The 23889-nt window shown below is 55.0% G+C and carries 24 protein-coding genes; 1 reads left to right on the top strand and 23 read right to left on the bottom strand.

Features of this window, described 5'->3' with window-relative positions; translation table 11 throughout:
* Window positions 1–6: 6 nt before the first annotated feature.
* The 14 genes from tolQ to sdhC form a co-directional block, all read right to left on the bottom strand.
* A complete protein-coding gene (tolQ, locus tag F7Q90_RS06240) occupies window positions 7–693 on the bottom strand; it encodes a Tol-Pal system protein TolQ (RefSeq protein WP_006118465.1) in 687 nt (228 codons plus the stop codon).
* A complete protein-coding gene (gene ybgC / locus F7Q90_RS06245; protein ID WP_006118464.1) occupies window positions 690–1094 on the bottom strand; it encodes a tol-pal system-associated acyl-CoA thioesterase in 405 nt (134 codons plus the stop codon). Before ybgC ends, tolQ begins: the two co-directional genes overlap by 4 nt.
* Window positions 1095–1275: 181 nt before the next feature.
* Window positions 1276–1569, bottom strand: coding sequence for a cyd operon protein YbgE (gene ybgE, locus F7Q90_RS06250; protein WP_006118463.1), 294 nt, complete (start codon window positions 1567–1569; stop codon window positions 1276–1278).
* Window positions 1569–1682 carry a cytochrome bd-I oxidase subunit CydX gene (gene cydX / locus F7Q90_RS06255; protein WP_006118462.1) on the bottom strand — a complete coding sequence of 38 codons (114 nt, stop codon included), beginning with the start codon at window positions 1680–1682 and terminating at the stop codon, window positions 1569–1571. The genes ybgE and cydX overlap by 1 nt, the downstream gene beginning before the upstream one ends.
* 15 nt (window positions 1683–1697) lie before the next feature.
* A complete protein-coding gene (gene cydB / locus F7Q90_RS06260) occupies window positions 1698–2837 on the bottom strand; it encodes a cytochrome d ubiquinol oxidase subunit II (RefSeq protein WP_006118461.1) in 1140 nt (379 codons plus the stop codon).
* Window positions 2838–2848: 11 nt separating this feature from the next.
* Window positions 2849–4420, bottom strand: coding sequence for a cytochrome ubiquinol oxidase subunit I (cydA, locus tag F7Q90_RS06265; RefSeq protein WP_006118460.1), 1572 nt, complete (start codon window positions 4418–4420; stop codon window positions 2849–2851).
* 742 nt (window positions 4421–5162) lie between these two features.
* Window positions 5163–6038, bottom strand: coding sequence for a succinate--CoA ligase subunit alpha (sucD, locus tag F7Q90_RS06270; RefSeq protein ID WP_006118459.1), 876 nt, complete (start codon window positions 6036–6038; stop codon window positions 5163–5165).
* Window positions 6038–7204: an ADP-forming succinate--CoA ligase subunit beta gene (gene sucC / locus F7Q90_RS06275; RefSeq protein WP_006118458.1), complete on the bottom strand. Its 1167-nt coding sequence runs from the start codon at window positions 7202–7204 to the stop codon at window positions 6038–6040. Before sucC ends, sucD begins: the two co-directional genes overlap by 1 nt.
* Before the next feature lie 68 nt (window positions 7205–7272).
* Complete coding sequence (odhB, locus tag F7Q90_RS06280; RefSeq protein WP_006118457.1) at window positions 7273–8496, bottom strand: 2-oxoglutarate dehydrogenase complex dihydrolipoyllysine-residue succinyltransferase; 1224 nt, start codon at window positions 8494–8496, stop codon at window positions 7273–7275.
* Between the two features lie 15 nt (window positions 8497–8511).
* Complete coding sequence (gene sucA, locus F7Q90_RS06285) at window positions 8512–11319, bottom strand: 2-oxoglutarate dehydrogenase E1 component (RefSeq protein ID WP_006118456.1); 2808 nt, start codon at window positions 11317–11319, stop codon at window positions 8512–8514.
* A gap of 200 nt (window positions 11320–11519) precedes the next feature.
* Window positions 11520–12236 carry a succinate dehydrogenase iron-sulfur subunit gene (locus tag F7Q90_RS06290; RefSeq protein WP_006118455.1) on the bottom strand — a complete coding sequence of 239 codons (717 nt, stop codon included), beginning with the start codon at window positions 12234–12236 and terminating at the stop codon, window positions 11520–11522.
* A 14-nt stretch (window positions 12237–12250) separates the two neighbouring features.
* Entirely contained in the window at window positions 12251–14017 is a 1767-nt protein-coding gene (gene sdhA / locus F7Q90_RS06295) for a succinate dehydrogenase flavoprotein subunit (protein WP_006118454.1), read from the bottom strand.
* Entirely contained in the window at window positions 14018–14365 is a 348-nt protein-coding gene (gene sdhD, locus F7Q90_RS06300; RefSeq protein ID WP_006118453.1) for a succinate dehydrogenase membrane anchor subunit, read from the bottom strand.
* Window positions 14359–14748: a succinate dehydrogenase cytochrome b556 subunit gene (gene sdhC, locus F7Q90_RS06305; protein ID WP_033739345.1), complete on the bottom strand. Its 390-nt coding sequence runs from the start codon at window positions 14746–14748 to the stop codon at window positions 14359–14361. The genes sdhD and sdhC overlap by 7 nt, the downstream gene beginning before the upstream one ends.
* A gap of 625 nt (window positions 14749–15373) precedes the next feature.
* Between sdhC and F7Q90_RS06310 the strand changes: the two genes are divergently transcribed.
* The gene (locus F7Q90_RS06310; protein ID WP_006118451.1) at window positions 15374–16657 is read left to right on the top strand and encodes a citrate synthase; all 1284 of its coding nucleotides are present in this window, start codon (window positions 15374–15376) and stop codon (window positions 16655–16657) included.
* A gap of 80 nt (window positions 16658–16737) precedes the next feature.
* Here the strand turns inward: F7Q90_RS06310 and F7Q90_RS06315 are convergent, their stop codons facing one another.
* The 9 genes from F7Q90_RS06315 to F7Q90_RS06355 form a co-directional block, all read right to left on the bottom strand.
* Window positions 16738–17325 (bottom strand): GNAT family N-acetyltransferase, encoded by a 588-nt coding sequence (locus F7Q90_RS06315; RefSeq protein WP_006118450.1) that lies wholly within the window; start codon window positions 17323–17325, stop codon window positions 16738–16740.
* 94 nt (window positions 17326–17419) lie between these two features.
* On the bottom strand, window positions 17420–18208 hold the full coding sequence (nei, locus tag F7Q90_RS06320; protein WP_006118449.1) for an endonuclease VIII: 789 nt from the start codon (window positions 18206–18208) through the stop codon (window positions 17420–17422).
* An 11-nt stretch (window positions 18209–18219) separates the two neighbouring features.
* Window positions 18220–18867 (bottom strand): pyroglutamyl-peptidase I, encoded by a 648-nt coding sequence (gene pcp, locus F7Q90_RS06325; protein WP_006118448.1) that lies wholly within the window; start codon window positions 18865–18867, stop codon window positions 18220–18222.
* Between the two features lie 6 nt (window positions 18868–18873).
* Window positions 18874–19890 carry a DUF979 domain-containing protein gene (locus tag F7Q90_RS06330; protein ID WP_006118447.1) on the bottom strand — a complete coding sequence of 339 codons (1017 nt, stop codon included), beginning with the start codon at window positions 19888–19890 and terminating at the stop codon, window positions 18874–18876.
* Complete coding sequence (locus tag F7Q90_RS06335; RefSeq protein WP_006118446.1) at window positions 19887–20618, bottom strand: DUF969 domain-containing protein; 732 nt, start codon at window positions 20616–20618, stop codon at window positions 19887–19889. The genes F7Q90_RS06330 and F7Q90_RS06335 overlap by 4 nt, the downstream gene beginning before the upstream one ends.
* A gap of 57 nt (window positions 20619–20675) precedes the next feature.
* The gene (gene pxpA / locus F7Q90_RS06340; RefSeq protein ID WP_006118445.1) at window positions 20676–21413 is read right to left on the bottom strand and encodes a 5-oxoprolinase subunit PxpA; all 738 of its coding nucleotides are present in this window, start codon (window positions 21411–21413) and stop codon (window positions 20676–20678) included.
* Window positions 21403–22335 (bottom strand): 5-oxoprolinase subunit PxpC, encoded by a 933-nt coding sequence (gene pxpC / locus F7Q90_RS06345; RefSeq protein ID WP_006118444.1) that lies wholly within the window; start codon window positions 22333–22335, stop codon window positions 21403–21405. The genes pxpA and pxpC overlap by 11 nt, the downstream gene beginning before the upstream one ends.
* Entirely contained in the window at window positions 22329–22985 is a 657-nt protein-coding gene (pxpB, locus tag F7Q90_RS06350) for a 5-oxoprolinase subunit PxpB (RefSeq protein ID WP_006118443.1), read from the bottom strand. Before pxpB ends, pxpC begins: the two co-directional genes overlap by 7 nt.
* Window positions 22986–23140: 155 nt before the next feature.
* Window positions 23141–23884, bottom strand: a complete 744-nt coding sequence (locus tag F7Q90_RS06355; protein WP_006118442.1) for a type 2 GTP cyclohydrolase I — start codon at window positions 23882–23884, stop codon at window positions 23141–23143.
* Between the last annotated feature and the right edge of the window lie 5 nt (window positions 23885–23889).

Below are 23889 nucleotides of genomic sequence, written 5' to 3' on the forward strand. Positions count from 1 at the left end.
CTCTGTTTACTTAGCGCTGTCGCTGGAGAAAGCCTGACGATGCAGGATAGCCGTAAACTCTTCCATAAAGTTGTCGTAGCCCTGCTCCAGTTTATTGACGCGCTGGTTCAGTCGGTTGTACGCCATTACGGCAGGAATCGCAGCAAACAGACCGATCGCGGTGGCGATCAATGCTTCTGCAATCCCCGGTGCCACCATCTGCAGGGTGGCCTGTTTGACCGCCCCCAGGGCAATAAACGCATGCATAATCCCCCAGACCGTACCAAACAGACCGATATAAGGACTGATTGAGCCCACCGTGCCCAGGAAAGGAATGTGGTTTTCCAGCGCTTCAAGTTCGCGATTCATGGAAATGCGCATGGCCCTGCTCGCGCCTTCAACAGCCGCTTCAGGCGCATGATTATTCGCGCGATGTAAACGGGCAAACTCTTTGAAGCCGGCGTAGAAGATTTGCTCGGCACCCGCCAGCTCTTCACGACGTCCCTGACTTTCCTGATAGAGGCGAGACAGTTCAACGCCGGACCAGAATTTGTCTTCAAAGGCTTCAGCTTCCCTTCCCGCCGCATTCAGAATTCGCGTGCGCTGGATGATGATTGCCCAGGAGGCAATCGAAAAGCCGATCAAAATCAACATGATAAGTTTGACCAGAAGGCTCGCCTTCAGGAACAAATCAAGAACGTTCATGTCAGTCACTGCTTGAACTCCGCGACAATAGACTTGGGAAGCGCAATCGGCTTCATTAGGTGTGGGTTGATGCAGGCAATCAGGACCTCTGCCTCATTGAGCACTTTGCCTTCTGCGTTCACGATACGCTGGGAGAATGTCATCGTCGCCCGCGTCATTGATGTCACTTCGCTCTGGATCTCCAGAAGGTCATCAAGACGTGCCGCCGAAAGATAGTCCACCGTCATGCGCCGTACCACAAAAGCAACCTGCTGTTCTAACAGCGCCTGCTGATTGAAATGGTGCTGACGCAGCATTTCGGTACGTGCTCGTTCATAAAAAGCGATATAGCTGGCGTGATAAACCACACCACCGGCATCGGTATCTTCATAGTAGACCCGAACCGGCCAGCGAAACAGCGTTGTACTCACTCTACATCCCGGCCTCGTTTTAAACGTTGCTACTATACGCAAGACAATTAGGGTTGGGAATGGGCTGTCAGAGCCAGGAGAAAATAATTATCAGTTGGTTACAACCGGACGTCATTAATGGAGGTTTCTTGACCAGACGCTGAAGTAAACTCACGCGCCTGGGGTGAAGGGTGACAGGTCGTCAGCGATAAAAATGACTCAGCGCCCAGAAGAGTACCAGTAAGGCGGGCAATGGCGCAAAGAACGCACGCCAGCGTAAACGGCGCGGACGGAATCCGCTGCCGTGAATAACCCCCGTGCAGACCGCCCAAATCAGTACGATGCCCTGCCATAGCAGGATGCCTTCCGGGCGGGTTGCATAGCGCGCGGGGTCCCATAACAGGCAGCCGGCCAGCCATAAGGCGAGTATCAGAGAAAGGGCCCGGAGCGGGCCCTTATCCATCAGGCGATAACCTGTCTGAATGCCTGTGCGCATTACGACTGGCGTTCCGCGTCGGCGCTGTCTTCGATATGTTCTATCGCCAGCGCGGTGATGATGCCAAAGGCACAGGCCAGCAGGGTGCCGAGAATCCAGGCAAAATACCACATATGTCGTCTCCTTTATTAATAGAGTGCGTTACTGTTGCGCTCAACATGTTCTTTAGTGATACGACCAAACATTTTCCAGTAACACCAACTGGTATAGAGCAGAATAACCGGCACAAAAATTATCGCCGCGAAGGTCATTATTTCCAGCGTCAGCAAACTGGAGGTGGCGTCCCACATGGTCAGGCTGGTGCCGGGAACGGTACTGGACGGCATAATGAACGGAAACATCGCGATGCCGGCGGTCATAATGACGCAGGCCAGCGTCAGCGATGAGCAGAGAAACGCCAAGCCGCCCTTCTCTCCGCGCGAACACATTACGGTCAGTAAGGGCAACACCACGCCCAGAAGCGGGAATAACCACAACACAGGATGCTGCTGGAAATTCACCATCCAGGCCCCCGCTTCGCGCACCACGGTTTTCCCCAGGGGATTAGAAGCAGCGAAGTGATCAAGCGTGCTGGTCACCACATAGCCGTCAATACCGTACCTTACCCAGACGCCAGCCAGCGCGAAACACGCCATCATCACTAGCGCGGCAATCTGCGCCGTGATGCGTGAACGCAGGTGCAGTTCGCCCGTGGTGCGCATTTGCAGATAGGTCGCACCCTGCGTCAGTATCATGGCAACGCTCACCACACCGGCCAGTAGCGCAAAGGGGTTCAGCAACTGGAAAAAGTTTCCGGTGTAATACAGCCGCATGTACTCGTCGGCATGAAAAGGCACGCCCTGCAGCAGATTGCCAAAGGCGACGCCGATCACCAGCGGCGGGACAAAGCTGCCGATAAAAATGCCCCAGTCCCAGGCACCGCGCCAGCGTGCATCTTCGATTTTTGAGCGATAGTCAAAGCCTACCGGACGGAAGTACAACGAGGCCAGCACCAGAATCATCGCCACGTAGAAGCCGGAAAACGCGGCGGCGTACACCATCGGCCAGGCGGCAAACAGTGCGCCACCGGCGGTGATCAACCAGACCTGATTGCCGTCCCAGTGCGGCGCGATAGAATTGATCATCACACGACGCTCGGTATCGGTCCGGCCTAATACGTGCGTCAGCATCCCGACGCCCATATCGAAACCATCGGTGACGGCAAAGCCCACCAGCAGAATGCCGATTAGCAGCCACCAGACAAAGCGCAGAACTTCATAATCAAACATGGGGCTTCTCCTTATCCACGCACCGGCTGAGCGTTTTTAACGATCTGTTCATGGTGATAGCGCCCTGTTTTCAGGCTGCTGGGCCCCAGACGCGCGAACTTAAACATCAGGTACATCTCGGCCACCAGAAACAGGGTATACAGTCCGCAAATCAGTATCATTGAGAACAGGACATCGCCCACGGTCAGCGTGGAGTTCGCAATCGCGGTGGGCAGGACTTCCCCAATCGCCCAGGGCTGACGACCGTACTCCGCCACAAACCAGCCCGCTTCTACCGCAATCCACGGCAGCGGAATGCCGTACAGTGCGGCTTTGAGTAACCAGCGCTGTTGACCAATGCGATTTCGAATCACACTCCAGAATGACAGTGCAATGACGCCGAGCAGCAGCACGCCGCAAAGCACCATGATACGGAACGCAAAGTAGAGCGGTGCGACGCGAGGAATCGAATCCTGCGTGGCCTGTTTAATCTGCGCTTCACTGGCATCCGACACGTTCGCGGTATAGCGTTTTAACAGCAGACCATAACCCAGGTCTTTTTTGCTGTGGTTAAAGGCATCGCGGACGGCCGGATCGGTATTGCCCTGTCGCAGTTCATCCAGCAGCGCGTAAGCCTTCATACCGTTACGAATTCGCACTTCGTGTTGCGCCAGCAGTTCTTTTAGTCCGGTCACCGGCGTATCGGTCGACCGCGTGGCAATGAGCCCTAAGAGATAAGGGATCTGGATCGCATACTTGTTGTGCTGTGCTGACTGATCGGGCACGCCAAAGAGCGTAAAGGCGGCCGGTGCCGGTTGGGTTTCCCATTCCGCTTCAATAGCGGCCAGCTTGGTTTTCTGTACGTCGCCCATCTCGTAACCGGATTCGTCACCCAGCACAATCACCGACAGCACCGCCGCCATGCCGAAACTGGCCGCGATAGCAAAAGAGCGTTTTGCAAACGCCATGTCACGGCCTTTCAGTAAATACCAGGCGCTGATCCCTAAAATAAACATGGCTCCTGTGGTATAGCCTGCCGCCACGGTATGCACGAATTTCACCTGCGCAACCGGGTTTAATACCAGCTCAGAGAAGCTCACCATCTCCATGCGCATGGTTTCAAAGTTAAACTCAGAGGCGATGGGGTTTTGCATCCAGCCATTCGCTACCAGAATCCACAGTGCCGACATATTCGAACCGATTGCGACCAGCCAGGTCACCGCCAGATGCTGCACTTTACCCAAGCGATCCCAGCCGAAAAAGAACAGGCCCACAAAGGTGGATTCCAGGAAGAAAGCCATTAAGCCTTCAATAGCGAGCGGCGCACCAAAAATATCGCCAACATAATGAGAATAATAAGACCAGTTGGTGCCGAACTGAAATTCCATTGTCAGTCCGGTGGCCACGCCCAGGGCAAAGTTAATACCAAACAACTTGCCCCAGAACTTCGTCATATCTTTATAGATTTGTTTACCACTCAGGACGTATACCGTTTCCATGATGGCCAGTAAAAACGCCATACCGAGCGTTAATGGCACAAACAGGAAATGGTACATCGCCGTTAAGGCAAACTGTAAACGCGACAGTTCGACGATATCTAGCATAAAAACTCCTTGCTCCTCGCATGAACGCCTGAGCCGTGTGGGCCGAATAAGCGTCAGGAACGACTGATTATTGATTCCAGTTTTATCATCGGCAGGTCATAACGCTGTGCGGCCTGAGATGAGGGAGTAGCGGTTAATCTAACCTGGTTAAACATCAACGCAGCGGCGTGGTTCAAACGCTTAACGGGGGATAAATAAAAATTGATGCTTTCCCGTATTTGAACAAACGTTTGTTTATTTTTTTAAAAGGCTGGATTGATGCAGCGCAATTTAAGCGCTTAACGGTAGGCTTTGCTAGCGGTAAAGTTTGTTATATATAAGGGGAAGTTGATCTGGAATAATGAAGCAAAGATAGAAATATGTTCTTAAGCGTTCTTTGTTAAAAAATTGTCTCTTATTAATTTTTAATTATAAAGAAATTTAACTTTGCTCCCTTTTTAATAACTTAACGATCCGCGACGACGATGCGGTGGGCTGAATTCATCATAGCAAATAAACGGGGCAATACTTAAATTAATTTAATGGTTATTTTACGTTCTTATTCAATATCTAAAAACGGGCCTGAGGGCAGCGTATTTTTTAAGTGAGTGACAGGCAATCATCCTGCCTGCAATCCGCCCTGCCCGTCCGGCCAGCGCCCTTTTTTCACTACCCACGTTCGTGACCGGCCTTGTGGCTGTGCGGCAATGTTTTGCCAGCCATAAAAAAAGCCACCCGAAGGTGGCTTTTTCAGTGGATGCGATTACTTCGCTGGCAGAACGGCTTTAACAGCATCACCGATGTCAGCCAGGCTGCGTACGGTTTTCACGCCCGCCGCTTCCAGTGCAGCAAACTTCTCGTCTGCCGTACCTTTACCGCCGGCGATGATGGCGCCTGCATGGCCCATACGTTTGCCTTTCGGCGCGGTCACGCCTGCGATGTAGCCCACAACCGGCTTGGTCACGTGATCTTTGATAAAGGCAGCCGCTTCTTCTTCCGCGCTGCCCCCGATTTCACCGATCATAACGATCGCTTCAGTCTGTGGATCGTCCTGGAACATTTTCAGGATGTCGATGAAGTTAGAACCCGGGATCGGGTCACCACCAATACCGACACAGGTAGACTGGCCGTAACCGATATCGGTAGTCTGCTTAACGGCTTCATACGTCAGCGTACCTGAACGCGATACGATACCGACGCGGCCTGGCTGATGAATGTGGCCCGGCATGATACCGATCTTACATTCGCCTGGGGTGATCACACCCGGGCAGTTTGGCCCGATCATGCGAACGCCCGCTTCATCCAGCTTCATTTTCACGGTCAGCATATCCAGCGTCGGGATGCCTTCGGTGATGGTGATGATCAGCTTGATGCCGGCATCGATCGCTTCCAGGATACCGTCTTTACAGAACGGAGCCGGAACGTAGATGACGGTTGCCGTTGCGCCAGTGGCTTCAACCGCTTCACGCACGGTGTTAAACACCGGCAGGCCCAGATGAGTGGTGCCGCCTTTGCCTGGCGTCACACCGCCGACCAGCTGCGTGCCGTAAGCCAGCGCCTGCTCAGAGTGGAACGTCCCTTGTCCGCCGGTGAAACCCTGGCAAATGACTTTGGTGTTTTTGTCGATCAAAATGGACATTATTTACCCTCCGCAGCAGCAACAACACGCTGTGCCGCGTCTGTCAGACTGGTTGCTGCAATGATGTTCAGACCACTGTCCGCCAGTTTCTTAGCGCCCAGCTCAGCGTTGTTACCTTCCAGACGTACCACAACCGGTACGTTCACACCCACTTCTGCCACTGCACCGATGATGCCGTCTGCGATCAGGTCGCAACGCACGATGCCGCCGAAGATGTTAACGAAAACCGCTTTCACGGCATCGTCAGACAGGATGATTTTGAAGGCTTCCGTTACGCGCTCTTTAGTCGCGCCACCTCCGACATCCAGGAAGTTTGCTGGCTGACCGCCGTGGTGCTTAACGATGTCCATGGTGCCCATCGCCAGGCCTGCGCCGTTAACCATACAACCGATGTTGCCTTCCAGCGCAACATAGTTCAGTTCCCACTGCGTTGCGTGTGCTTCACGTGGGTCTTCCTGGCTTGGATCGCGCATTTCACGCAGCTCTGGCTGACGGAACAGGGCATTGCCATCGGCACCCAGTTTGCCATCCAGACAGATCAGATCGCCCTGTTTGGTGATGACCAGCGGGTTGATCTCAACCATCGCCAGGTCACGTTCCAGGAACATGGTCGCCAGACCCATGAAAATTTTGGTGAACTGGCTGACTTGCTTGCCGGTCAGGCCCAGTTTGAACGCCAACTCACGGCCCTGATAAGGCTGAGGACCGGTCAGCGGATCAAGCGCCATTTTGTGGATCAGGTGCGGGGTTTCTTCCGCCACTTTCTCGATTTCCACGCCACCTTCGGTTGACGCCATGAAGATCACGCGACGCGTTGCACGGTCTACCACGGCACCCAGATACAGCTCCTGATCGATGTCGGTCGCCGCTTCAACCAGAATCTGGTTTACCGGCTGGCCATTGGCGTCAGTTTGGTAGGTCACCAGACGTTTACCCAGCCAGTTTTCAGCGAAAGCACGGATGTCTTCTTTACTGTTAACTACCTTCACACCGCCCGCTTTACCGCGGCCACCGGCATGAACCTGACATTTAACTACCCACGGGCCTGCACCGATTTTCGATGCCGCTTCTTCTGCTTCACGTGGTGTAGTACAGGCGTAGCCGGTCGGTGCTGGCATGCCATACCGTGCAAACAGCTGTTTAGCCTGGTATTCGTGTAAGTTCATGATGTTCTATCCATTCAGATCTGAAAAGAGTATTGAGGTTGGGCACGCAGCGCGTGCCCAGTGATGAATCAGACATCCAGCAGCAGACGCGCCGGATCTTCCAGCATCTCTTTCACTGCGACCAGATAGCCGACAGATTCACGACCATCGATCAAACGGTGATCATAAGAGAGCGCCAGGTACATCATTGGCAGGATCACAACCTGACCATTCACCGCCATAGGACGATCTTTAATGGCGTGCATGCCCAGGATTGCGCTCTGTGGCGGGTTGATGATTGGCGTTGACATCAGTGAACCAAACACACCACCGTTGGTGATGGTGAAGTTACCGCCCGTCAGATCGTCAACCGTCAGCTTGCCGTCACGGCCTTTTACTGCCAGTTCTTTAATTTTCTTCTCGATGTCAGCCATGCTCAGCGCATCCACATCACGCAGAACAGGGGTCACCAGGCCGCGTGGGGTAGAAACGGCGATGCTGACATCAAAGTAGTTGTGGTAAACCACGTCTTCGCCATCAATTGAGGCGTTGACTTCAGGGTAACGCTTCAGCGCTTCCACCACGGCTTTAATGTAGAACGACATAAAGCCCAGACGCACACCGTGACGCTTCTCGAACGCTTCGCCGTACTGCTTACGCAGATCCATAATCGGCTTCATGTTGATTTCGTTGAAGGTTGTCAACATGGCGGTGCTGTTCTTGGCTTCCAGCAGACGTTCCGCCACGCGCTTACGCAGGCGCGTCATTGGCACACGTTTTTCGCTGCGGTTAGCCACAGGCTGCTGGGCAGGCTGCGCGTCAGATGCCGGTGCCGCGGCTTTGTCTGCCTGCGGTTTGTTCGCCAGATGTTTTTCAACATCTTCGCGCGTTAAACGTCCACCCACGCCGGTGCCTTTGATCTGTGAGGCATCAAGGTTGTGTTCGGCAATCAGACGACGAATCGCCGGGCTCAGCGCATCGTTGCTCTCTTCTTCCAGAGAAGCGGTCTGACGCTGGGCTGGTGTGGATTCGTTGCTGTCGACTTTCGCACTGCTTTCTTTGCCAGCGCTGTTGCCTTCTTTCAGGCGGCCGAGAATCTGACGAGAGGTAACGGTTGCCCCTTCCTCTTCCAGTACGGCTTCCAGCACGCCGTCCGCAGACGCCGGCACTTCCAGAACCACTTTGTCGGTTTCAATTTCGACGATGACTTCATCGCGACTGACTGCATCGCCTGGTTTCTTGTGCCAGGTTGCTACTGTGGCATCTGCAACCGATTCAGGCAGGTCGGGAACGAGAATATCTACGCTACTCATTATCTTTCCTTTTAATTAATTGACGTTCAGTGCGTCATTAACCAGGTCTTGCTGCTGTTGTTGATGTACGGACATATAACCCACGGCCGGTGAAGCCGATGCCGGGCGACCTGCATAACGCAGCGTTGCACCAAACGGTACCACATCACGGAAATGGTGCTGGCTACAGTACCAGGCACCCTGGTTCAGTGGCTCTTCCTGACACCAGACAAAATCCTGTACGTGGGAATACGCTTTTAACGCTTCCTGTACCGCCTGATGCGGGAACGGGTAAAGTTGTTCGATACGCACGATAGCGACATCGGTTTTTTCGTCTTTACGACGCTGTTCCAGCAGATCGTAGTAGACCTTACCGGAGCACAGCACGACGCGCTTGATGCCTTGCGGATCCAGATCGTCAATTTCGCCAATCGCTGGCTGGAAGCTGCCGTTTGCCAGTTCATCCAGCGAGGAAATCGCCAGAGGATGACGCAACAGCGACTTCGGTGACATCACTACCAGCGGACGGCGCATACCGCGCAGCGCCTGACGACGCAGCATGTGGTAAACCTGAGCCGGTGTTGAGGGTACGCAGACCTGCATGTTCTGCTCAGCGCAGAGCTGCAGATAACGTTCCAGACGGGCGGAGGAGTGCTCAGGGCCCTGACCTTCATAGCCGTGTGGCAGCAGCATCACCAGGCCACACATACGGCCCCATTTTTGCTCGCCGGAGCTGATGAACTGGTCAATCACCACCTGCGCACCGTTAGCAAAATCGCCGAACTGCGCTTCCCAAATGGTCAGCACGCGCGGCTCTGCGGTGGCATAACCGTATTCAAAGGCCAGCACGGCTTCTTCAGACAGGACGGAGTCCCAGACTTTGAATTCACCTTGACTGTTATGAATATGGTGTAGTGGCGTGTAGGTTGAACCGTTGGTCTGATTGTGGATTACGGCATGACGGTGGAAGAAGGTGCCACGGCCGGAGTCTTCACCCGACAAACGTACCGGAATGCCTTCATCGACCAGCGTGGCGTACGCCAGATTTTCAGCCCCGCCCCAGTCAAACGCTTTCTCGCCTTCGGCCATTAGCTTACGATCATTATAGATCTTGGCGACGCGAGACTGGACTTCAATCTCTTCAGGGATCTGGCTGATACGCAGCGCCAGCTCCTTCAGACGCTTCATGTCCACCTGAGCCGGATAGGGTTCATCCCACTCGTGATTCAGATACGGTGACCACGTGAAGGAGTGCAGGCTCATCGGACGCCATTCTGGCACCACGCATTCGCCGGCATCCAGCGCATCACGGTACAGATTGACCATCTCGGTGGCATCTTCCTGCGACGCGACACCTTCGCTTTCCAGACGATCGGCGTAGATTTTACGCGGTGTGGGATGCTTTTTGATTTTCTGGTACATCAACGGCTGCGTGGCGCTTGGCTCATCCGCTTCGTTGTGACCATGGCGGCGATAGCACACCAAATCGATAAACACATCGCGTTTAAAGGTATTGCGATAGTCCAGCGCCAGTCGGGTCACAAAGGCCACCGCTTCCGGATCGTCCGCATTGACGTGGAAAATCGGTGCCAGCACCATTTTACCAATGTCAGTACAGTACGGTGTAGAACGCGCGTCTTTCGGATTCGAGGTGGTGAAACCCACCTGGTTGTTGATCACGATACGCACGGTGCCACCGACTTCATAGCCGCGGGCCTGAGACATGTTCAGGGTTTCCTGCACCACGCCCTGACCAATGACCGCCGCATCACCGTGAATAGTGATGGGCAGCACTTTGTTGCTGACCGGTTCAGCCAGACGATCCAGACGGGCACGCACCGACCCCATGACCACCGGGCTGACAATTTCCAGGTGAGACGGGTTAAAGGCCAGCGCCAGGTGTACCAGACCGCCTTCGGTTTCGATATCCGATGAGAAGCCCATGTGATATTTCACATCACCGGTGCCCAGGTGTTCTTTATGTTTGCCTGAGAACTCGTCGAACAGATCCTGTGGCTTTTTACCCAGCACGTTAATCAGAACGTTGAGACGGCCACGGTGCGCCATCCCCAGCACCACTTCGCGGGTGCCGCTTTTACCTGCATGACGAATCATCTCACGCAGCATAGGCACCAGTGCATCACCGCCTTCCAGCGAGAAGCGTTTGGCACCCGGGAATTTTGCGCCCAGATATTTTTCAAGGCCTTCTGCCGCAGTCAGCTCTTTCAGGAAACCTTTTTTCTCTTCACCGCTGAACGAACAGTGGCCAGCACCGGATTCGAGACGCTGCTGAATCCAGCGTTTCTCTTCGGTGTTGTTGATGTGCATGTACTCTGCACCAATCGAACCACAGTAAGTCTGCTTCAGCGCCTCGAACAGATCGGCCAGCTTCATGGTTTCTTTGCCAATAGCAAAAGAACCTACGTTAAAGCTTTCCTGAAAATCGGCGTCGGTCAGATCGTGAAAAGCAGGGTCGAGATCGGCAACACGGTCCTGTTTCCACAGGCCAAGCGGATCCAGGTTTGCTTCCTGATGGCCGCGAAAACGAAACGCGTTGATCAGTTGCAGCACTTTCACTTGCTTGGAGTTGGTTGCCGGATCGGTGACTGAGGAGGTGTAACGAGATGCGTCTTTCGCCAGGCGACGGAAATATTCGCGGGTCGCGGAGTGGAACTGCTCGGGTTTCACTCCCGTGCCTGGTAACTGTTGGAACATCGAGCGCCACACTGCATCCACAGAGTCAGGATCGGTCAGGAAATCCTCATAGAGTTGCTCTATGTAAGACTGATTCGCGCCGGCCAGCCAGGAGGAGTCCAGCCAGGGCTTCATCGCGCTGTTCTGCATTGTGATCCCTTAAGCAATGTTATGCTTTATTGAGGTTTCATTTGTTGCCGCTTTCGCGGTTTGCCGTAGTGAGTTCAGCGATACGAGCACTGTGCGCAGCGCGCGCCCGGCCCGTAAGGGAACCTTTGTAAACGTGGTCGGAACCGCGTTTAAAGAGGCTTCCGTAAAACACCGGGAACCTGAGGTTCCCGGCTGTATCACTATGCCCCACGTTGCAGCAGCATCGACTTGATATGGCCGATGGCGCGCGTGGGGTTAAGACCTTTAGGACACACGCTGACACAGTTCATGATGCTGTGGCAGCGGAACACGCTGAATGCATCGCTCAGATTATCCAGACGCGCATCGGTTTCGGTGTCGCGACTGTCAATAATGAAGCGGTATGCCGCCAGCAGACCCGCAGGCCCGATGAACTTATCGGGATTCCACCAGAACGACGGGCATGAGGTTGAGCAACAGGCGCAGAGAATACACTCATACAGGCCGTCCAGATGCTCACGCTCGCCCGGCGTCTGCAGATGCTCACGCGCAGGTGGGTTTTCACCGTTGTTTAACAAGAAAGGCTTAATTTTCTCATACTGAGTATAAAACTGACTCATGTCTACCACGAGGTCGCGCACCACAGGCAGGCCAGGCAGAGGACGAATCACAATCTTCTGCTTACCGTTGCCTAAGGCGGAAACCGGCGTAATGCAGGCCAGGCCGTTTTTACCGTTCATGTTCAGGCCATCTGATCCGCACACGCCTTCACGGCACGAGCGACGGAAAGCCAGCGTAGGATCCTTTTCTTTTAAACGGATCAACGCGTCCAGCAGCATCATGTCACGGCCATCTTCCGCTTCCAGGCTGTAATCCTGCATGCGCGGTTTATCATCGACGTCCGGGTTATAACGATAGATCGAAAATTCTAGTCTCATGATGATCTCCGCAATTAATAGGTACGCGCTTTTGGCGGGAAGGCCGCACGCAGTTTCGGTTGCATGTTCACCTCACGGCGCGTCATGCTTTCCGTTTGCGGAACATAGAGGCTATGGCACAGCCAGTTCGCATCATCACGTTCCGGATAGTCGAAGCGGCTGTGTGCACCACGGCTTTCTGTACGGAAGTTAGCCGCAACCGCTGTGGCATAGGCGGTTTCCATCAGGTTATCCAGCTCAAGGCACTCGATACGCTGTGTATTGAAGTCGGGTGAACGGTCATCCAGACGCGCAGACTTCAGGCGCTCACGAATCACTTTCAGCTCTTCAAGACCTTCACGCATGGCATCACCTTCGCGGAAGACCGAGAAGTTGTTCTGCATGCAGCGTTGCAACGCTTTACGGATTTCAACCGGATCTTCACCCGTGGTGTTGTTCTCCCAGCGATTGAAGCGCGCCATGGCAGCATCGATGTTTTCCTGACTGGCTTCGCGCAGTTCACCCTGCTCTTCCAGACATTCAAGCAGATGAACACCCGCCGCGCGACCAAAGACCACCAGGTCCAGCAATGAGTTTCCGCCCAGACGGTTCGCGCCGTGAACAGATACGCAGGCGATTTCACCCACAGCGAACAGGCCCGGAATCACTTCATCTTCGCCCTGCGCATTCACGCGCAGCGCCTGGCCGGTCACTTTGGTCGGTACGCCGCCCATCATGTAGTGACAGGTTGGGATAACAGGAATCGGCTCTTTAATCGGGTCAACGTGCGCAAAGGTACGGGACAGTTCCAGGATTCCCGGCAGACGTGACTCCAGCACTTCGGCACCCAGATGGTCAAGTTTCAGCTTGATGTGCGGGCCCCATGGACCATCACAGCCTCGGCCTTCACGAATTTCCACCATCATAGAACGGGCCACCACGTCACGACCTGCCAGGTCTTTGGCGTTTGGCGCATAGCGCTCCATGAAGCGTTCACCGTGTTTGTTCAGCAGATAGCCGCCTTCACCGCGGCAGCCCTCGGTGACCAGCACACCCGCACCTGCGATACCGGTTGGGTGGAACTGCCACATTTCCATGTCCTGCACCGGTACACCTGCGCGCAGCGCCATGCCAACACCGTCGCCAGTGTTAATGTGGGCATTGGTCGTCGACTGATAGATACGTCCTGCACCACCGGTCGCCAGAATGGTCGCCTTGGCTTTGAAGTAGACGGTTTCACCGGTTTCCATGCATATAGCGGTACAACCCACAATCGCATCGTCGTCATTCTTGACCAGATCCAGTGCATACCATTCGGAGAAGATGGTGGTTTTGTTTTTCAGGTTCTGCTGATACAGCGTATGCAGCAGGGCATGGCCAGTACGGTCAGCTGCCGCGGCAGTACGCGCCGCCTGCTCACCACCGAAGTTTTTTGACTGACCACCAAACGGACGCTGATAAACGCGGCCGTCATCAAGACGGGAGAAAGGTAAGCCCATGTGTTCCAGTTCCAGAATCGCTTCCGGACCGACGTGGCACATGTATTCAATCGCGTCCTGGTCGCCGATATAGTCGGAGCCTTTGACGGTGTCATACATATGCCATTCCCAGTTATCGTCATGGGTATTGCCCAGCGCAACGGTAATACCGCCCTGCGCGGATACCGTATGAGAACGGGTTGGGAACACTTTGGACAGCAGGGCGCACGTCTGGCCCGACTGGGAGATTTGCAGTGCCGCGCGCATACCCGCGCCACCTGCGCCGATCACCACGGCATCAAATTCTCTGACTGGTAACTTCATTTACACACCCCACACCACAACAAACCCATAAATTGCATATGACAACAGTGCCACCACGATAACCAGCTGTAACAGCAAACGCGCCGCCAGCGATTTCACGTAGTCCGTTAAGACCTGCCACATACCAATCCAGCCGTGGATCAGGATGGAAAACAGCGTCAGGAGCGTGAACACTTTTGTAAATGCTGAGGCAAAGAAGCCACGCCAGATGTCATACGTCAGCGTGTCTGTCATCACCACGAAACCGAGCATGTAGATGATGTAAAGCGTAATAAGGATTGCCGACGCGCGCAGCAACAGCCAGTCCTGAATGCCATTGCGACCCAACGCGGATGCATTGCTTACCATACGAGGACTCCTGCTAAGATTGAAAGCACGACAGTAATACCAAATGTCACCTGCGCAGAACGCTTACCTGCTTCGAGCGTTTCCGCCAGATAACCAAAATCCATTAACATATGACGTATCCCGCCCACCGTATGATAGGCCAACGCGGTCAGAATGCCCCACATGATAAACTTCACAAAGAAGCCGCTCATGATAGATGCCGCGTGCTGAAAACCTTCAGGAGAGGAGAGAGAAAGACCGAGAAGCCACAACAGGATGCCGAGAGCAACCAGAGTGATGACGCCGGAGACACGGTGGAGAATGGACGATATTGCAGTAACGGGAAACCGGATCGTCGAGAGATCCAAGTTGACAGGTCTTTGTTTTTTCACGGTTTTGCCCACACAGCTCTTTTTTATTTTGCTTCCTCCGGAAGACAGGCCCAAACCCGAAAAAAAGGTTCAGTCTTAATCCGTCACCAAAATAGCAACATCCAGTGTTAAATGACGTGGTACAAACGCTGGGTGGCTCCTGGTGTCAGGGTGTTCCGGAGACCTGGCCGGAAGTATAGGACGATCACATTCTGATTACAATTCCCCTACAAACTCTTTGGAGAATTTTCGATGGAACAGTGATCCCACTCACGTTTTTCACAATTCATACAAATTTAATTATCTGATTTGACAATAGTTCAACAATTCAGTTACAAACTAGTCCGATAAAATCCTATGATGCACAAAAGTTATGGGGATACACTTTCTCCTAAGCTGAAGTTATGTAACATTGTCGGTAACCGCTTTAAATACCATCAGGTTATTGGTTACAAAGAAGTTATGTCCTGACCGGATCTTTAACAACCGCGATATGCACATGTCACGGCTTTACATTTCCAGTGGAACGCGCCTCTCACTCTGTACCCTTCACTGCTTATAATGCAGAGTGACACCGTGAAGTACTGCCAAATTGCAACATGCACGCGTTTCAGGTGTCGAAAGATCCTTACCTGCCTAAGGCGCTATGGAGACGAAAATGACAGATAAAAAAGTGACGCTAACCCTATCAGATGAAACGTCCATTGAACTGGGTGTACTGCAAGGCACGCTGGGCCAGGATGTCGTCGATGTCCGTCAACTGGGTTCCAACGGCCTGTTTACCTTCGATCCTGGTTTCACGTCTACAGCGTCCTGCGAATCAAAAATCACCTTTATCGATGGTGATGAAGGCATTCTGCTTCACCGCGGCTTCCCTATTGACCAACTGGCTACCCACTCTAACTACCTGGAAGTGTGCTACATCCTGTTAAATGGTGAAGCCCCCACGAAAGCCCAGTTTGAAGAGTTTAAACAAACGGTTACGCGCCACACGATGATTCATGAGCAGATTACCCGTCTGTTCCACGGTTTCCGTCGTGATTCACACCCGATGGCGGTGATGTGCGGCGTGACCGGCGCACTGGCTGCGTTTTATCACGATTCGCTGGATGTAAACATCGAGCGCCACCGTGAAATCGCCGCTTTCCGTCTGCTGTCGAAAATGCCTACCATGGCAGCGATGTGTTACAAGTATTCAATCGGTCAGCCGTTCGTCTATCCCCGTAACGACCTCTCCTATGCCGGTAACTTCCTGCACATGATGTTTGCAACACCGTGTGAAGAATACAAGGTTAACCCTGTGCTTGAACGCGCCATGGATCGCATTCTGATTCTGCACGCCGATCATGAACAGAACGCCTCGACCTCTACCGTACGTACCGCTGGCTCGTCAGGCGCTAACCCGTTTGCCTGTATCGCGGCCGGTATTGCCTCCCTGTGGGGACCCGCACACGGCGGCGCGAACGAAGCCTGTCTGCGTATGCTGGAAGAGATCAGCACCGTCGAGCACATTCCTGAGTTTGTGCGCCGTGCTAAAGACAAAAATGACTCTTTCCGCCTGATGGGCTTTGGTCACCGTGTTTATAAAAACTATGACCCGCGCGCGACCGTTATGCGTGAAACCTGCCATGAAGTGCTGAACGAACTGGGCATGAAAGACGATCTGCTGGAAGTGGCGCTGGAACTGGAACACATTGCGCTGAACGACCCGTACTTCATCGAGCGCAAACTCTATCCAAACGTGGATTTCTACTCCGGTATCATCCTGAAAGCCATGGGCATCCCTTCGTCCATGTTTACCGTGATTTTCGCCATGGCGCGTACCGTTGGCTGGATCGCGCACTGGAAAGAAATGCACGACGAAGGCATGAAAATTGCCCGTCCGCGTCAGCTGTATACCGGTTACACCGAACGCGAGTTCAGCTCGAAGCTGGATAAATAAGCTGTCCGGCAACGGGCGGTAAGGCGAAAAGCGGTGGTGTCCTTACGGGCACCGCCGCTTTTTTTTACTGACGCCGCCGGTCAGCGTGAGCGAATCTTAGTGAGAGGATGAACGGCGGACGTTTGAGATGCCCGAAAGGCCTGCCATTCTTCTCGCGTCACTTCCCATAATTGCGAGTCATGTGTGCCTGAAACGTACTGTTTTTTCTCGGTGCGGATACAGCGCATCCCACTGTTGACAGAAATATTCACAGATCGCTGATTCAGTGCCGCTTTTGGCGTTCTCAGCAGCGGTTTTTTCAGATCGGTAAACCAGTAATCCGTCACGGCCAGGCAGGCTTCTGTCATATAGCCCTGCCCCTGCCACTCCGGTACCAACCAGAAGCCCCGGTTATTATCCGGCGTCTCCATCAGGCAAATAACGCCAATCAGTTGCTGTTCCGCCGTTTTAGGCCGCAATGTCCAGTACCAGCCCGTCCCGGCCGCGACCGCCGGTAAGGCGACATTGGCAATATAGTCTCGTGCCCCGCCCTCGGGATAAGGCCAGGGCACCGAATCGATCAGGTAGCGTACAATTTCCCAGCGCGGAAACGCGATCTGCATGGCATCGGCATCCTTTAGCGACAGGGGTTTTAAGCGCAGCCTTTCCGTCACAATCTCAGGTGTCATGATGATTCCTTATGCTGTGAAGAAAACCGGGTGACGATATCCTTCGTTGACGAGTGACATTGCCCGCGTGCAACGGCGGGACAGGCCAGCGTTTTTATCTCTGACAGCCAGGGCACCAGTAAAACGGTCGGGCGGACAGGACGCCCTTTTCGATTACTTCACCGCAGCGGCGACATGTCTTGCCCTGGCGGTGGAACACTTCAAACCGAAATGCCGCTTCGCTGTGGTATTTTTTCATGGTGCCGCGCATGCGATAGGCATGACGCGGCACAGACAACAGCGCTTCGCAGAAAGCCGTCAGTTGCGCCTCACTCAGCGACTGTGCGTTATGCCGGGGAAGCAACTGGGCCAGCCAGAGGATCTCAGCACGTAAATAGTTGCCCAGTCCGGCCAGAAAAGCCTGATCCAGTAACAGTCCGCTGAACCGGCGGCGACAGAAACGCGGCGAGCACAGCCGTTCCCTGACCGCGTCTACGGTCAACTCCGCATTCAGTACATCCGGCCCGATGCGGTTGAGAAACGGATGACGGGCAAGCGTTTCCGCATTCAGGAGTTCAATATCCGACGCGCTGTAAAGCAATATCGCCTGATTGGCCGTCGCGAGACGCACACGTAACTGCCGTTTTGTCTCGGGCTGCATGTCTGGCGGGACGATGCGCCAGACGCCGTACAGCTGATTGTGCGAATACAGCGTCAGGCCGTTACTGAAATGGGTCAGCAACGCTTTACCGCGCGTCTCCATCGACGCCACCTGTTCTCCCAGCAATGCGGGCTCATAGGTCTTCAATTCTGGAAACGCAAACCAGACGTCGGTCAGGGGCTGGCCGACGACGGCCACTTCAAGCTGATCCGCCACGCGGCGAATCTCCGGTCCTTCAGGCATCACTCGTCCTCTTAATGCGTTGCGCCACCCACTTCCTTCACATCCTGAGCGGTGGTCAGGGTCGTTTGTACGGCAATTTTCAGCGCCTCAATAACGGTTGCGGCGGTCATACTGGGTGCACCTGGGTGATGCACCGCCTGTTCAGGCAGGTAGGGAATATGGATGAAACCGCCCCGTGCCGGGCTGCCGTTGCTTTCAAGCCAGTGCAACAGGCCATACATTACCCGGTTACAGGTAAAGGTCCCTGCGGTTTGCGACACCGATGCCGGAATGCCCGCTTCCCGCACCGCGGCCACAATGGCTTTGATCGGCAGGCGTGAAAAATATCCGGCCGGGCCATCCTGAACGATGGGTTCGTCCACGGGTTGCCTGCCCGCATTATCCGGGATGCGCGCATCATCCACATTAATACCAATTCGCTCTACCGTGATATCGCTGCGACCGCCTGCCTGCCCGACAGCGATAACGGCATCGGGCCTGATCGTTTCCAGCGCCTGATACAGCACGTCCAGCACCTCGCTGAATACGACGGGCAACTGGCGCGTCACGATGCGTGCGCCAGCAATAGTCTGGCCTTCAAGGGCACTGACCGCCTGCCAGGAGGGATTAATGGATTCGCCGCCAAAGGGCTCAAATGCCGTCATTAATACCGTTTTCATGCTGCCTCACAAAAACATCAGGAAGTAGAGTAAGAAAATGTTAACAATTAACAGTAGCACACCGGTTGGCACCTGAGCTTTGATGACCGCGTTGCGATCCGGTAACTCCAGCAAGGCAGCAGGCACAATGTTGAAGTTTGCTGCCATCGGCGTCATTAACGTACCGCAGTAGCCGGAAAACATCCCGATTGCCGCCATGACCGCCGGGTTACCGCCATGCTGTAACACCAGAATGGGAATGCCGATGCCCGCGGTAATAATCGGGAACGCCGCGAACGCATTCCCCATCACCATGGTGAGCAGCGCCATCCCTGCCGCGTAAACCGTGACCGCAATGAAGCGGTTATCCACGGCAAGATAATGTTCGGTGAGATGAGAGATCGCGCCACCGACGCCCGCGGCCGTAAACAGTAGCCCCAGGGTTGCCAGGATTTGCGGCAGGAGAAACGCCCAGCCGATGCAGTCCAGCAAACGTCGGGTTTCCTGCATCGACTGCACTGGGGTTTCACGCGTCATTTTCATGGCGATCAGCCAGCCCAGCAGACAGCCTACGGCCATGGAGAACAGCGTAATCAGGGTGGAATGGTTGCCCGCGCCGAACACCCACGTTTGCAGACCGGGAAGGTTATTAAACGCTAACACACCGATCACTGTCACGACGGGGATCGCCAGGGCTGGCAGGAAAAGTTTGTTGCCCAGACGCTGGGCACTGGCCTGTTTTTCCGCCTCACTGCGCTGGTGATAGCGGCCCATTTTTACCCCACCACAACCGGCAAGGCTCCCCATGATAACCACCGCTAAGCCCACGCTAATTTGCAACGTACGTGTGCCGCTTTCGGCAGAGCCCATCAGTTGGGTCATCAGAGCGGTTGTCCAGTCACCCACCAGAAAAATCAGGCCATAGAGTCCCCAAAATAAGCCAGTGGTGAAACGGCGCGGATTTGCGCTGTCGCGCCAGGATAAAACCGCGACAACCAGCAGAATCAGGCCAGCCAGCCACATCAGATACTGTTGCTGAATCATGACGGCTCTCCTTTGGCTTTCATGGCCTCGCTGTTGATGACGCGCAGTTCTCGTGCCAGCTGGCGGTCCAGCCTGATCAGGCGGGCAGAATGAATCAGAAAGGCTGAGAGCGCCGTGGGAATACCCCACAGGGCAATATGCAGTGGCTCAGTCTGGATACCGGCGGACTCCTGCATAAAATTATGCATAAAAATAATGGCGCCAAAGGCGACAAAGATATCCTCGCCAAAGAACAGCCCGACGTTGTCGGTGGCAGCGGACATGGCACGCAGGCGATGACGGACCTCGGGCGGTAGGGCCCCGTAGCGGTTTTCGCTGGCCCCCTCGGCCATCGGCGCAAGTAGCGGGCGCACCATTTGCGGATGACCGCCGAGACTGGTCAGCCCGAGGGCCGCAGTCACCTCACGCACAAACAGATAGACAATGAGCAACCGTCCCGCCGTCGCCGTTTTGATCTGGGCAATCCACGCCTGCGCGCGCTGTTTCAGACCATGGCGTTCCAGTAAGCCAATAACCGCCAGCGGCAGCAGCAGGATCAACGGCAGGTTGCGGGTATTCAGAAATCCCTCACCCAGCTTTTGTAAAATATCGCCCAACGGCATCAGGGCAGCGATACCGGTGACGAAGCCTGAAACAATGACCACCAGCACCGGATTAAAACGCAAAACGAAGCCAACGACGATGGCAGCAATGCCCAGCAGCGGCCAGAGATTTACTACGCTGTCCATACTTTTCCCCTCGTGAAATAGTAAGCCCGAGACGTTCAGGCTGGTTATGCCGTTTTTTTATTGACTGGTGACGGTGATAGCATGGCTGGCAAAGCTGGCACGCAGACGTTGCGCAAACGTCAGTGCATGCGCCCCGTCACCATGCAGGCAGACGGTTTCTGCGTTCACCTGAACCGCCTCACCGGTCACACTGATGACCTGCCCCTGTCGCACCATCATCAGGGTTTGCTGAATCGCCTGGTCTTCCTCTTCAATCAATGCGCCGGGCTGGCCACGGGGCACCAGCGCGCCGCTGCTGAGATAGCCGCGATCGGCAAACACCTCCTCCCGGGTTTTCAGGCCGTGATGGGCCGCCGCGCGAATCAACTCACTGTTAGCCAGCCCCACCATGATCAGCCGGGCATCGACGGCTTTGACGGCTCGCGCAATCGCCTCGGCCAGCGTGGCATCCGCCGCCGCCTGGTTATACAACATACCGTGAGGCTTAACGTGAACAAGCGACTGCCCTTCGCTCTCCGCCAGACTTTTGAGCGCACCAACCTGATAGATGATGTGCGCATAGACAGTTTCCGGCGGCAGTTGCATCGCACTGCGGCCAAAGTTTTCACGATCGGGAAAGCTGGGATGCGCGCCAATCGCCACGCCAAATTCGCTGGCCCAGCGAATGGCCTGCAACATCATCTGCGCGTCGCCTGCGTGAAAGCCGCAGGCGATGTTGGCGGAACTCACCAACTGCAACAGGGCACGATCGCTGCTGCTCCCCTCGCCCAGATCGGCGTTTAAATCAATTTTCATTTGCCAGTCCCCAGGCCATTTGCCCCAATACATGCTGCTGCTGTCGCGTTGCCGCCAGCGCCTCTTCGGGCGTACAGGGCATAAAATGAATCGGCTCGCCCAAGCGAATCTGCGCCAGATGATAAAGATCGCATTCAATGACGCAGGCGATACGTGGATAGCCGCCGGTGGTCTGTGCATCCGCCAGCAGGACGATAGGCTGACCGTTTCCAGGCACCTGAATGACGCCGGGCACCAGACCATGCGATAACAACTCGCGCGGCACGTCGCGTTGCAAAGCAGGGCCCTGCAAACGGTAGCCCATGCGATTACTTTGAGGGTTCAGCTTCCAGGCTGCTCGCCAGAACGCCTGTTGTGACGCTTCGCTGAATTCGTGGTATTCCGGTCCGGGTAACGCCCGAATACGATTACCCCAGAGCAACTGGCGCACGCCTTTTTTGCTCGTGAAGTGCTGTTGCGGTTTGCCCAGCGGAATGCCGTCGCCGTCCTGCAGCGTCCGCCCCTCAAAGCCGCCAAAACCGGCCTTAATGTCGGTGCTGCATGAGCCCAGCACTGGCGGAATAGCGAATCCACCGTGCACAGCCAGGTAGCTGCGCATGCCGTGAATCGGTTTCTTCAACACCAGGACCTGCCCTTTTTTTACCGGTAAACGCCAGCCTGTCCAGACAGGCTTGCCATCCAGTTCGGCCTGACAACCCGCTCCCGTTAGTGCAAACCACCCATCCCGACGGAATTCCGCTTTGAACTGTCCGAGGACAATTTCCAGCACGGCGCTGCCCGGCGGATTGCCTGCCAGCAGATTGGCTGTGATCATGGCGGGTTGATCCAGGACACCACTGACGCCGATGCCATACTGTCGCCAGTGATAGCGTCCGAAATCCTGAATGCTGGTTGCCAGACCCGCGCGAAGAATGTTTAACATATCCCTTCCTTTTGCGGCACAAACCGGACATTGTCACCCGGACGAAGTAAGGTTGGCGGCTGCTGGCTGGATGTGAAAAGCGCGACCTGCGTCCTGCCAATCAACTGCCAGCCGCCTGGTGAGACCAGCGGATAAACACCGGTCTGGCTGCCGCCGATGCCCACCGATCCAGCCGGAACCGCAACGCGCGGTTCGGCGCGGCGCGGCATATGCAGGCGCGCATCCAGGCCGGCCAGGTAAGGAAAGCCGGGCTGAAAACCAATAAAGAAAACCGCGTAATCCGTGCTGCTGTGTAACGCGACGACCTGCTTTTCCGTCATGCCGGCGTGGTCGGCCACCTGACGCAAATCCGGCCCCGCCTCGCCCCCATAGATGACCGGTATGGTCACAAGGCGCGACTCTGTGTCCTGCGCCTCACTTTCCTGCCACCACTGTTCAAGTTGCGCCGTCGCCTGTCGGGCATCTCTGGGCGGCTCCCGTAACAGCAGCGTCAGGTTGTTCATGCCGGGAATCACTTCCCGGGTCGCGTCGTGTGACTGCAAACGCTGGCACAGATGCCAGATTCGCTGCTGACTGGCCAGCGAAACGGGCGGAGACAACTCCAGTACCACCGCGCGCTCGCCCAGCATATAGCATCGTGTTTTTTGCAACACGTACCTCCTGGTAAACAGCTTTGCGGCGCTCAGACAGGATTCTGGCGCGCAAAAGCCAAATGTGTTTTACAACCCAGGAAGGTAGTTATGCGAAAGTGACGGTAATGTGTCAACAGGTTTGGGTTCTGCGCAGATGGCAGAACCCAGGGGGATCAGGCGGGATTGGGAATATCAATAAACGTGACATCCAGGCCATGATGCTCCGCCAGCCATTCACCCAACGCCCGAATACCCGCGCGTTCGGTGGCATGGTGGCCTGCGGCGAAAAAGTGCAGGCCTTGTTCACGGGCGCTGTGAATGGTTTGCTCAGAGACCTCGCCCGTAATAAAGGCATCTACGCCAAAGGCGGCCGCATTATCTATAAATCCCTGACCGCCGCCACTGCACCAGGCAACACGACGGATCGCTGCTGGCGCATTATCACCACAGTGAAGCGGCTCCCGTCCCAGCACATCAGTAATACGCTGTGCCAACGCATGGCCGCTCACAGGCTGAGTCAGTCCGCCCCAGGGTACCAGCGGCATAATCTCGCCCATCACGTTAATACCCAGCAGCTTAGCCAACTGCGCGTTATTGCCCAGCTCAGGGTGCGCATCCAGCGGCAGGTGCCAGCCGTAGAGGTTAATATCGTTTGCCAGTAGCGTGCGCAGACGCTGACGTTTCATGCCTTTAATCACCGCCGGTTCACTTTTCCAGAAATAACCGTGATGTACCAGCACCGCATCGGCTTTGCGCGCCACCGCTTCATCCAGCAGCGCCTGGCAGGCGGTCACGCCGGTAACGATCGTTTTCACTTCAGGTCGGCCTTCGACCTGTAGCCCGTTTGGCGCATAATCGCTGAAGGTATGGGTTGCCAGCTGATCGTTAACGATTTTTTCTAACGCATAGTGATTCATTTCTG

Origin of the sequence: Pantoea stewartii subsp. stewartii (assembly GCF_008801695.1) — a bacterium.
Classification (GTDB): Bacteria; Pseudomonadota; Gammaproteobacteria; order Enterobacterales; family Enterobacteriaceae; genus Pantoea; species Pantoea stewartii.